General features: G+C 37.6%; 9 protein-coding genes. 1 reads left to right on the plus strand and 8 read right to left on the minus strand.

Going from position 1 to position 12,108, the window contains the following annotated elements; genetic code table 11:
- Positions 1 to 37: 37 nt before the first annotated feature.
- Positions 38 to 3,292, minus strand: a complete 3,255-nt coding sequence (locus AABK36_RS14680; protein ID WP_309938143.1) for a glycoside hydrolase family 38 N-terminal domain-containing protein — start codon at positions 3,290 to 3,292, stop codon at positions 38 to 40.
- A gap of 304 nt (positions 3,293 to 3,596) precedes the next feature.
- Between AABK36_RS14680 and AABK36_RS14685 the strand changes: the two genes are divergently transcribed.
- On the plus strand, positions 3,597 to 6,221 hold the full coding sequence (locus AABK36_RS14685; protein ID WP_309938141.1) for a hypothetical protein: 2,625 nt from the start codon (positions 3,597 to 3,599) through the stop codon (positions 6,219 to 6,221).
- Here the strand turns inward: AABK36_RS14685 and coaE are convergent.
- From coaE to AABK36_RS14720, 7 genes are all read right to left on the minus strand, one after another.
- Positions 6,218 to 6,805, minus strand: a complete 588-nt coding sequence (gene coaE, locus AABK36_RS14690) for a dephospho-CoA kinase (RefSeq protein WP_309938140.1) — start codon at positions 6,803 to 6,805, stop codon at positions 6,218 to 6,220. The two genes, AABK36_RS14685 and coaE, sit on opposite strands and share 4 nt — an antisense overlap.
- Positions 6,805 to 7,725, minus strand: coding sequence for a YbbR-like domain-containing protein (locus tag AABK36_RS14695; protein ID WP_309938139.1), 921 nt, complete (start codon positions 7,723 to 7,725; stop codon positions 6,805 to 6,807). The genes coaE and AABK36_RS14695 overlap by 1 nt, the downstream gene beginning before the upstream one ends.
- Before the next feature lie 246 nt (positions 7,726 to 7,971).
- The gene (gene yajC / locus AABK36_RS14700) at positions 7,972 to 8,295 is read right to left on the minus strand and encodes a preprotein translocase subunit YajC (RefSeq protein ID WP_309938138.1); all 324 of its coding nucleotides are present in this window, start codon (positions 8,293 to 8,295) and stop codon (positions 7,972 to 7,974) included.
- Positions 8,296 to 8,479: 184 nt separating this feature from the next.
- Positions 8,480 to 9,088 carry a DUF1573 domain-containing protein gene (locus AABK36_RS14705; RefSeq protein WP_309938137.1) on the minus strand — a complete coding sequence of 203 codons (609 nt, stop codon included), beginning with the start codon at positions 9,086 to 9,088 and terminating at the stop codon, positions 8,480 to 8,482.
- 13 nt (positions 9,089 to 9,101) lie between these two features.
- Complete coding sequence (locus AABK36_RS14710) at positions 9,102 to 9,428, minus strand: YtxH domain-containing protein (protein WP_309938136.1); 327 nt, start codon at positions 9,426 to 9,428, stop codon at positions 9,102 to 9,104.
- 14 nt (positions 9,429 to 9,442) lie between these two features.
- Entirely contained in the window at positions 9,443 to 10,579 is a 1,137-nt protein-coding gene (gene nusB, locus AABK36_RS14715; RefSeq protein WP_309938135.1) for a transcription antitermination factor NusB, read from the minus strand.
- Positions 10,580 to 10,818: 239 nt separating this feature from the next.
- Positions 10,819 to 11,901, minus strand: coding sequence for a Glu/Leu/Phe/Val dehydrogenase dimerization domain-containing protein (locus AABK36_RS14720; RefSeq protein ID WP_309938134.1), 1,083 nt, complete (start codon positions 11,899 to 11,901; stop codon positions 10,819 to 10,821).
- Between the last annotated feature and the right edge of the window lie 207 nt (positions 11,902 to 12,108).

The following is a 12,108-nucleotide window of genomic DNA, read 5'->3' on the forward strand; positions in this document are numbered from 1 at the left end:
AAAAGCCTCTGCTTAACTTAAACAGAGGCTTAAATTATTATTTAACGATCACCACATGCTTTAGGCCTTTGCCTACTATTTGATCATCATTGCTGTATTTGCTTAACTTCTCTCCACTCAAATTTGAATAGTATATTTCTCCCTCCAAAGATTCTAAATTCAATTCAACATCTTCTGAAGAAGCATTGTAAATTGAATAAACATTAATATCTCCAATTTGATGTATTGCTTCCAGTGTAATAGAATTGTTATTAACTTTCAAAGGAAATGCTTTCCATTCAAACGAAGCAGGCATAGATACAATAGGATGAGCGATTTCCTTAGCTCTTTTCTTTGCAACTACTGGATCAAACTCTCCATGAGACTCAACGATAAATCTAAATTGATGAACGCCACTTTGAGAAGCTCTGTAATTTGTCTCCCAATAATTATTCATCAAATAAGGAATAAGAACCGGCTTGTCCACACTATTCTCCAACCACCCATAAGCAATAGGATCCGAGGTAATTTCCCCTATTTCCAACAGCGGGTTGTCAGGCATAAACAACGTCACCCCATGCTCGTCATTTGAAATATCCGCATAATTCTCTGCCGTAAAATAATTTTTATTAGATGCCGGAATTTGCTCTTTATCCACTTCATACTCGCCAAATGGTTGCTCTATTCTTACAGAGTAATTTTCGACATCAAAAGGGAACTGCACATGCACGCCTTCCGGACTCAATACATCTTCTTTATCCATGACATGAATAATTTCAATGTTTCTAGAATCATTATAGAGTCTATACTGAACCTTATGAGAGTCTTGCCCCGGAGATTCCAAAGTCGCAGTGATTTCTTTCAATACTGGCCCATTCTCTGTAATCATCAAGCTTTCAAAAGAACTAAACTGCTGATTCTTCTTAGGCTCTCTACCATTTACATACGTGTATTTGTTTGCTTGATTTTCTATTGAAATCAATTCTTTCTCATTCACTTTATCAAATATGCTGGAAATATTTCCTGTTTTGGCATCTATCTCCACCTTCAAATGCTGATTTTCCAACACATTTTCTTTTGAACCTCTGGTAAGCTTCGTTTTTGATTTTTTGAATTTCACACTATACTCCGAAAATCCATCCAGCTCTGGAAGGGATATTAGCAGATCTCCATTGCTTAATCTTTGAGTAGTCAAAGTATTGCCATCTTCGCCAATTACTTTATCTCCGGCCAAATTCATGCTCGCAGGCAATACTGCATGCCCTTTTCTTCCCCAGGCCAATGTATTGTAAAATTTCAACAACTTTACTTTGTCTTCATTAGAATTGGATGAATTCTCATTCCAAATCTTATGCAATTCATTCTGAGCTGTCAATGCATATCCTTGCTTCACAGACCATTGATCAGCAACAAATTGATGGTCAGGCTCCGTGATGGAATTGTAAGCTCCCCAAGTATGCTCATTGTATCTCATGACATGCAACCAAGATTCTGTAAAATTGTCCGTATATAAATTCGCTTGGTCATGAAACAGTACCGCCGCTTGATACAAGCTATCCGAAACATGTCTCACCAATGTCGTTTCCCTTGATGATGAAGCCGCGCCATCTTCCCAATATGGTGTAAAATCCCCTTTGTAAACCGGCAATTCTTCACCATACTTTTGTTCAAACTGTTCGAAAGCTTCTGTCATAGTGCTCATCACGATCTTAGGCGATGAATATTTTTCATTCCAATTAGCAATCGCATCAGACAATGTTGGATCCACAGGCCCATTATCCGAACCTATATTATACCTTAATGTCACAATATCATAAGGATAAGGCCTTTTCTCAAGCTCCAAAATGTAATCAAAAACAGTAGATTCGGTCAAGCTAACTTTCAATTCCTTAAATCCCAAACCTGTATGAAAGTAGCTATAGCCCTTTTCATGCAACCAACAAAGAACTCTCTCCTCACCCGAGGCTGACTCCCAATAAAATGGCCTATCCCCATGCTTGACAATTGAAGAACCAATACGATGAAAAACATTAGTACCCATAGAAAAATATTTGATTCCTGATTGCGCTAATGTGTTCACCATACTCCAACTGTACCCCGGCACATCCGTAATCATAGCCGATTCTATCGGCACATCTGTAATATCAGTAATCTCGCGAGCAGTTTGTGTAAATCGCAACATTTCTCCACCTCTAGCCAAAGACGTCAATTGGTTAGCGTACAAACCTCCTACTTCTATTGAGCCTTCTTGTATGGCATTCATCAATCTGTCAATATCTTCCTGGGGCTTTTCTTTGATATAGCTTTCAAGCGCCCAAGTCACCTCAGTATTCCAAATGAATTTGCTCCCCTCTGGGTAATCCTTTGTTTTTTCTATTAAATCCAATGCGTCTTCAAGGTTTTCCCACTGAATATGCTTTACTTCCTCTTGAGTATGCGTATAGCCCACATCAACATGCGAATGATGCATTAGATACACAGTGTAAGGTCTAACGGGTTGCACTTCAAATTCTCCTTTGTGTAAATCCTGGTCCTTGGAACTGATTAAAAGAGGCAAGCTGTAAGCTTCTTTAGCCTTAGGCACAGGCACTCTTATTATGTTAGCTCCCAATTTTAAGGTAAATGGTGTTTTCTCCTTGCCCGTTTGAACAACTATCGGCAAGTCTTGATCATAATGCAAAACTCTAATTCTAAGCATTTGAGACTCTCCGCTTCCATCAACATCTGCCATAACCGCAGGCTCTTGGCTGATTTCAACATCGCCCTCTACCCCATATTTAAAAACCATAAACCAACTATTGGACTGAGCATCCTCAGCTTCAATAGAGAACTTAATTTTTTCACCTTTAGGCAATTCGCTCACAGGCAATGTGATAAACATATACCCAAACAAATCACTATATTGATCAATCATAGTTCCTTTAAACTCCAAACTGCTCCCTTGAGGGCCAGTTGCATTTATATCCTGCAAAATGCTTTCTTCCGGTGCTTTCATGGTAAAATACTTCTTACCATTCACTTTTAAATAGTAGTCATATTGTGCCCTATTAACATCCACACCAGCAATAACAATGAAAGTCGCCATGTCTTCCTTGTAGTCCAAAGGCAAAGCTTCTGCTTCCCATGTTATTTCATTATTGCCTTCATAATTTCTCGCTATCATAGCCTTATTAGCATCAGGCTGGGGAGAATTATAAGGCATCAATTCGCCTTTGACATGGTTTGAATAACCTTTGAAATATTTCGCGCTTTGTTGCGCTTTTAAATGAAATACCGACAACACAGCCAGCAAAAGCAACATACATTTTTTCATAATAGCTTTATTTTAACTTAAAAAGCAGAGCTCAGCTGAAATAAATCTCTTTGTAATCCTAATAAACACTCAACGTTAAATCAGCCTGTATAATGCAAAAACATGCGTTTTATAGTAATTCAATGTGATCAAGTGCGTTATAAATCAAGAGTAATCGTCAGCTCTTGATACAATTCTAGCTATGTATGCATAAAAATTCTTCGAATTATTGATTACATGGGAATTACATGGCGAAAATTTTCAAATAAAAATGGCTTAAATGGCCTCATAATTAAAAAATCGTTTCTAAAAGCAGACTTTTGATATGAAACTTGAAAAACATGCGATTTCTATTTTCTATAATATTCCAAAAGCTATTTTTTTACTTTTAGTAGCATTAATGCCTTCCGCTGTTTCCGCTCAGGCTCTATCTGAAAAAATTGGAGGACTTGAATTTTACTCCTCTGAAGAATCCATTGACAAATTATCTTCTCTGGAACTCCCTGCAAAAGGGTTGATCCCTATTTCAAATCAGTTTGAATTAAGCTTTGAGTTGAACCTTCAAAAAAGCCAAGTTCTGGGGAATATACTTAGAATAATACTAGATGATGATCAAGTTATCGACTTAAAATACGAACCTAAAATAAATGCGCATAACCCTCACCTTGTCTGCATCATAAATAAAGATGAAAACTTCGCCAGTTTGCCCATAGCTAAAAGCAATCTTAAGGATAATAAATGGGTATCCGTACATCTAAGCGTCAACCTAGAAAGTCAAAACATGCGTATTGAATATGGCGAAAAGGTTATCGATAAAAATATTTCACTTTCCCATTCTAAAAATTTAAAGCTCATTTTCGGAGTAAGTCAAGAAGTTGGATTCAGAACCAAAGATGTCCCAAAGTTCGCAGTAAGAGACATTAATTTAAAATCTAAATCGACATCACTTCAATGGCCTCTACGACAATACCATGGTGATATAGCGGTTGAGAGATCGAAAAAGATCAACGGAAAAATAACCACTCCTCTTTGGACTGCCACCAAGCATCATCTCTGGGAAAACATAGCGAATTTTGAAAACTCTTACCATCCAGCAGTTCTGCATGATCCTGTTCATAGAAAAATAATCGTCGTTGGCACCAAATCCACTCTGACTTTCTGCATAGAAAATGAAACTGTAAAAAAAATTCCTCATAAAAAATCAATCGATAACATCACTTATTGGGAAGGCCTTTATGTGCCCGTTTTAGACAAAATCGGAATATTTGACTTCAGAGGTAGCAAGATCAAACTTAATAATTTTGATGAGCTTCTTGATTCATTGGAATCCATTAGTCAAATTGATCAACAATTAACAAACTGGAGACAATGCACGCTTTTAGACTTGAATAAGGGCAATATATTTCGATTTGGAGGGTATGGACATTATACCTTTAAGAATGATTTTACAAGATACGATTTAACTACTGAAAGCTGGGAAACAGTCGATTTCTCAGGAAACACAATCGCTCCTAGATATTTGTCGTCATCAGGACATCTTACAGAAAACGCTTACCTTGTTTATGGTGGAATGGGCAATAAAACAGGAAATCAAGTTCTCGGAACAAATGCCTATCATGATCTTTACTTAGTCAATTTAGACAGCATGTCTGTCCAAAAGCTTTGGAGTCAAAAACATCCTCTGAAGGGCTATACTTGCGGGTCCAATCTCATTTTAGACAAATCAAAAAAATATTTCTACACGCTATTATTTCCATATAATAGTTTCGACGCACAGATAAAACTTGCAAAAATATCAATCGCGGACGGAACAATAGAGTGGGCAAGCGAAACCCTTGACATGCCTTACAAAGATATTGAAAGCAGGTTATTTTTGTTTCAAGATCAAAAAAATGAAGATTTCTACGCAGTAGCCAGCCAAAGCGATTTTCAATCCGACAAGTCTCAAACGCATATTTACAAGCTTAGAGGAACTCCGCTATCAATTTCAGACTTGGAAAATATGAAATTAGAAGCTGAGATACCAGATGCTGATTATACTTTAGCTTATCTGGCGCTATTAATCATTTTGGCTATTACGAGTTTATTATATTTCAAAAAATATCGTTCAAAAAGAATAAAGCCTGAAACGGAAGCTTCTAACAAAGACATAGACACAATGCTAGCTCAACCTTTTCAGAGCCGGAAATTGATAAAAATTGACTATCCTAAAAAGAATGCCATATACATATTCGATGGACTTAAAATCTATGACCATGCTGGAAATGAAATCAGCGATCAATTTACGGAAAAGCCAAGACAGCTGTTTTTAATCATACTATTCTTCCCTTATTTGCATGGCAGAAACATTAGTTCCCAAGAAATCGTCGATATTCTTTGGCCTAACGCTGAGAAAAGTAAATCTAGAAACAATCGCTCTATCACAATAAAACGTTTAAGGTTATTACTAAGCCCTATTGAAGGTGTGGAAATTGAGTTCAAAAACGGCACTTGGGAAATTGAATTCAACAAAGACTCTTTTTGCGATTTCAAATTATACACTCAGCTTGAAAACCAACTAAAAACAAATATTTCTTCTCAAGAAATAATGAATGGCATTTATTCATTAACAAGAAGCGCTGAGATCAACAATAATCAATTAGAATGGCTTGCAGAGGCTATAAGTGATATAAAATCGAAGATAATAGAAACCCTATTGCTTTGCGCTAGCTTATCCAAAGATGCTAATCTAACTGTCAAATGGGCAAGTCTGGTCCTTAAATACGATGAACTTGAAGAGCAAGGCATGAAACTCAAACTGCACGGCTTAATCAAAATGGGGAAATTAGTGCTAGCTAGAAATGAATTTGAAAAGTTTTCCAAGCAATTCGAATCACTCTTTGGAGAAGCCTATGAATCAAGCTTTAATGAGATAAAAGAAGAGATAGAAAATAATCAATTAACTACTTAAAGCTTTGAAAAGAAACTATGCAGACGATTCAATTCAGGCAACAACTTGGTTTCATTGTCATTATACAAGACAAAGTCAGCCTTATCTTTAATTAATTGGTCTGAAACCTGCTTATCCATAATACCTTGAACCTGGCTCTGATTTCGTTGCGGATCTCTTTTTAAAATTCTCAGAATTCTATCCTGTACAGGAGCAATCACTCCAATGACATAATCCAATGCCTGATCTTTCTTTTCAAGCATAATTGCGGCCTCTTTGATGATATATGGTTGGTCTTTATGTATTTGACACCATTCATCAAAATCACTATACACTACGGGATGCACAATTTCGTTAAGCTTTGTCAATAAGGACTGATCATAAAAAGCTTTTTCCGCAATCATTTGACGATTCAATGCTCCATCGCTATTATACGCTTCATCGCCAAACAAACCTTCAACTCCTTCAATGATTTTCGGATTTGAAATCATCAAAACTTTTGCTCTGTCGTCAGCATAATAAACAGGAACGCCTTTCAACTCAAAATACTGGCAAACTGTTGACTTCCCAGAACCTATACCTCCAGTAACTCCTATCTTTTTCATTAATGATATACAGGAATTTTCTTTTTAAACCTGCTTCTATTGATAACTCTCAATCTCAACGAATCCAACTGTATGTCCTGAGCAATAGAAGGGTATAGCATCAATCTTGGATAAACCAAAGAATCACGACTCATATTGTAATAATTAGCTGTAACTTTAAAGTCGCTAGGGCTAAGCTCCTTCATTTGATGCTTTTGAATTGTAAAGCTAACTGTCGTCGAGCTATCTAGCAGAGTCAACTCTGGTGGGAAATTCATTTTTTCCACATCAACCTTCTGAGAAAGCCTGATGAGCTTGTCCACATCAATCTTCAAATGCACATTCAAAGGAGTTATTTCCATCAAATTTGTTTGGAATTTTTTCAAAGATAAAGGCTCATCAACAGTCTTGTCCAGCTCCTTTTTTTCATTAAAAACCGCCATAGAATCAGGCAATTTTTTAATAAAATTCTCTGGGCCTGTATAAGTCACGATATTAGGCTCAATGACAATATCTGAAAAAACCTTGAACCCCGGCGCCAGATTCAAACTATCTTTTTCAACATATAGCTTAACTTCCTTGCTTACCCTATTCTGAATATCCAAATACAAAGAATCCGGTCTAGCATTGATAAATTGGTAATCACTGAAGAAGTTTCTAAAGATAGGCCCTAATGAAGCCGTGGCTATTACTTTTGTTCCAACAGGATTTTCAACCTCAATCGGCACAGGCGTCAAATCATATCCCAAAGAAAGGCTCAACAGCTTCCAACCTGTTCCATTCAATTCCACTGAAATATCCTTCGGCAACGGGGACACTATGCTAATATTCTGAGTAGTGTCAAAAACGAAACTGACAGGGTAACTTATTTCGGATGTGTACTTTTTATTCAAGGCATTCAAAAACCAAAAAATCGTGGCCGTAATAAAGCATAAGATCATGATTTTGAGCTGCTCGTTGTTCGACACAGTCATGAACTTCCTCGCTCTAACAAGAAACGCCTTTACCTTACTGAACAATCTGACCAAAGCAAAACAATTTGTAATTATAAAAAAGAATCACAGCTGCGGACATCAAACGCATATCCAAGTAACCATCAGCAACGATTCTGCCTGAATATCATAAATCAATAAGACCTTGCTTAATGATGCTTTGCAACATAATCAAGCAAGATCTGCTTATCTGAATTATTTCTTTTCTTCTGACAAGCTTTTGGAATTTTCCATAGAAATCGCGGATTTTTCAAAAGTAATCTTCGTTCCTCTATCCACGTCCAAAATTACTTTAGTGTCATTGATTTCAACTATTTTCCCATATATACCGCCGATCGTCACAACTTGATCGCCTTTCTTAATTCCTTCAGTGAAAGCTTTTTGAGCTTTTTGTTTTTTCTGCTGAGGTCTGATCATGAAAAAATACATAACCAAAAATACCGCCCCCATCATAATGAAAGTGCTCACCATGGAATTGCCACCCTGAGCCGCAGCTTGCAATAATACTAAATTTTCCATCTTTTAAATTCGTAAACATTTATCGGGATACCATTCCCATGAACAATTACTTGGACTTACTCATTCCAAGCCAAAATTGAGTCCAAATTTACCTTAAGAATAGCAATTGCCAAATCCTTTTCGAAAATATAAAACAAAAATGACCGGAAAAATTTCCCGGCCATCTTCAGTTATATTTTATCTTCTATTGTCTCACTGGACCATTGGCCAAATCCGGACCGGCGTTAACCTCTCCTTTGATTTTCAACTTCGTAACTTTAGGCACTGTGTTCGCTGTGATGGTTACAGTCTTTGATTGAACACCGCGACGATTCTTACTGTTGAATTTAACTGTGATCTTTCCATCAGCACCAGGAGCTATTGGCTCTTTAGAATACTCAGGCACTGTGCAACCGCATGAAGCCGATGCATTTTGAATGATCAAAGGCTCTTTACCTGTGTTTGTGAATTTGAAGACATGCTCAACGATATCGCCCGCATCCACAGTTCCAAAATCATAAATATCCTCCTCGAAATTGAATCTCGGAGCATTTTCGGGGTCAACAGCCTCAGCCGATACAACCGAAGGATCGTTAGCTACCGCAGCTTCAACTTTATGAGCTCCATGGTCATGATTGTGGCCATCATGACTATGACCGTGATCATGCCCTGCATGACTTGAATGATCATGAGCTTGCTCCGCTTTCGCCGGCTTACTAGTTTCAGTAGACTTTGATTCGCTTTTTTCACCTGAACAACTGAACAAAAACATTCCCAAAGCAACCACTAAACCAGATTTCACTATATTTTTCATATATTATCAGGGTTTAATTGTTTACAGAATTTTGCTCGCTGCTTTGATCTCCTTTGATTTGAGAAATCAAATCATCAACGTCTCCAAGCAATCTTTCAGCCTTTTCTCTTGTTTGATTCACCACTTGATCTCCTTGAGTTTTAGCCAAAGAGTTAGGAGAATCAATGTCCGATATCAATTCATCAATCAAAGCTTTAAGCTTGTCTCTGGTTTTAGACAATTTATATGATAATTTGTCTCTAGTGCTTGATCCTTCTTCAGGAGCGTAAAGCACACCTAGAATGGCTCCCGCCGCTGCTCCTGTAAGAAACGCTAATAGGGCATTGGTCTTTTTGCTCATTGTATATTCGGGTTTTATTTGTTGTCAATCAATCCTCTACCGCTCTTCTTGATCATGCCTTTGTCGCTCAAAGACACGGCCATCACATCGAGGATACCATTAATAAATTTCTTACTCTTTGGAGTGCTGTATTTTTTAGCCAACTCCAAATATTCATTGATCGTCACCTTGATCGGAATACTTTTAAAATGAACCATCTCACTGATCGCCATTTTCAAAATAATCATATCCAGATTAGTGATTCTCTCAGCTGTCCAATTCTGGCTATTTTGAGCGATCATTTCCTCATACTCCAAGCCATTTTCGTATGTCATCTCAAAAAGATTCTTGAAAAAAGCTTTGTCATCTTCCCAGTTCAACGAAAGTTCCGCCAACTCGTCCGATCCAAGATTTTCCTCAGTGATCAATTTGATCGATTTCAACGACATGCTCTTGATGATCGCATTGTTTTCCGTCCAAGCGATATCAATACTATCCATGTATCCTACAAAGGCCTCATTCTTAAACAATATCGCTTTGATAATATGAAGAAGAATGTCTTTGTCCTCATCAAAACTTGGACTTTCGATGGAGATGTACTTTTGGTACTCTTCATCCTTTTTGAGAACTTTCTTGTAAATTTCTCTGCAATCCGCTTTTTCATCATCGGACAACTCGGCGTTTTTCGTTTTTATTCTGCTTCTCAGCTCTGAAAGCACCTTGTTGTTCGGTAAATTAAACGCGCTTTTGGAAACCAATTGATTTTTTCTGGTAAAGCTATTCTTTCTTTCCTCCTCCTCAATCAGAACCAATTCTGAAAAATGAATAACAAAAGATAATACTTTTAAAGAATTATTAAAAATCTTTTCAGCTTCTTCCACCATATGGTCCTTGAAAAAACGAAAGTCGTTTTCATATTTGCTATGATATAAATTCAATGCCGATTGCACTGAAGCAAGCACCTCTTCTCTTGCCGCTGAAATATGCGACACGCTTCTTCCCTGATAGTTTTCACGAAAAATCTTCAGCGCCTCATCTGTTTTCTTCTTCAACAAATCAGGATCCTGAAAATCCATCGTATTCAAATTAGGCTGAAAATTTTCCTTAATCTGATCTTCGGCCAAGCCCAAATCCGATTTTCTGCATTGCTCTAGCGAGTAGAGGGTCTGCATTGCTTTTACTCTTAGTAATCTCCTGTTAAGCATTTACAGTTTCTATAAAGAACGTTTGACTAATATTTTCCAAAATTGATCATGCCTCGCAGCATATCCAGCATGGCTAAACAAAATTATGTAGAAGCCACTACCATGCATCCTCATATCACTAAACAATAATGATGCTTACGAAAGCAAGCATCATTATGTTAGTCTATCGGACTAATTTCATTTCAAAGCGCAATAAGAAAGTTTAATTACATTCTTCCTTGTCTTTCCTTTGCGTCATTGATTCGCTTGATAGCCGCATCCATCGCAGCTTCTTGCGCAGTTATATTTCTTGTTTGAGCGTCTTTCAAGATATCCAAACATGTATCATAAATTCCTTGTGTATGCTCAAATACTCTGTCTCTGTTGTAAGGCCCTAAGTAGTCCATTCCAACATTGATCAAACCACCGGCATTAATCAAGAAGTCCGGAGCATATGTGATTCCTTTTTCAATCAGTTTCAAGCCATGCTTATTCTCATCAGCCAGCTGATTGTTCGCAGCACCAGCGATCACCGAACACTTCAATCTGGAAAGCGTATCATCATTGATAGTAGCTCCCAATGCGCATGGCGCGTAGATATCCATATCCAAATCATACACTTCATCCATACCAACTACATCAACGCCATATTGCAAAGCAACTTTTTGCAATTTATCGTCATAGATATCAGTGATATACACTTTAGCGTTTTCCTTCACCAAGTACTCCACTAAGTGCGTGCCTACATTTCCTACACCCTGTACAGCGATTTTTTTATCCTTCAAGTCGTCATTGCCAAATGCGAACTTGGCAGCTGCTTTCATACCCATGTAAGAGCCATAAGCTGTTACCGGAGAAGGATCTCCACCACCTCCAAGACTTTCTGAAAGACCTGTCACATGACTTGTTTCCATGGAAATATACTCCATATCCTTTGTCGTCATATTCACATCTTCAGCGGTAATATATTTACCTGACAAGCTGTCAACGAATTTCCCGAACCTTCTCAACAAAGCCTCGGATTTCAATGCTTTCGCATCACCGATAATCACAGCTTTTCCTCCACCAAGATTCAATCCTGATATCGCCGCTTTGAAAGTCATTCCTCTGGAAAGTCTAAGCACGTCATTCAATGCTTCTTGCTCAGTAGCGTAATGCCACATTCTTGTTCCGCCCAATGCAGGTCCCAAGCTTGTATTATGGATGCCAATGATGGCTTTAAGTCCTGTGTATTCATCATGGCAATAGACCACTTGTTCATGCCCCATTTCGCCGGCTAACTCAAAAACAGAAATATTTTCAGTATTCATAATGCTTTATCCGAGATTAAAAGTCTTTTATCCTATCTTTGCAAAAAATTGACTGACAGGACTTCAATTAAGTTCATGCTCCGCAAAGCTAATTGTTTTTATGTAGTATTGCAATGAGGTTAAAATGAAATTGAGCATCACTTTTTAGCCATATTTTGCGTAATAAGCTCTAGTGAGTGGCTTAGTCCCCTCTGTTTGGCACAAAAG

Source organism: Aureibacter tunicatorum, from assembly GCF_036492635.1.
Taxonomy (GTDB): Bacteria; Bacteroidota; Bacteroidia; order Cytophagales; family Cyclobacteriaceae; genus Aureibacter; species Aureibacter tunicatorum.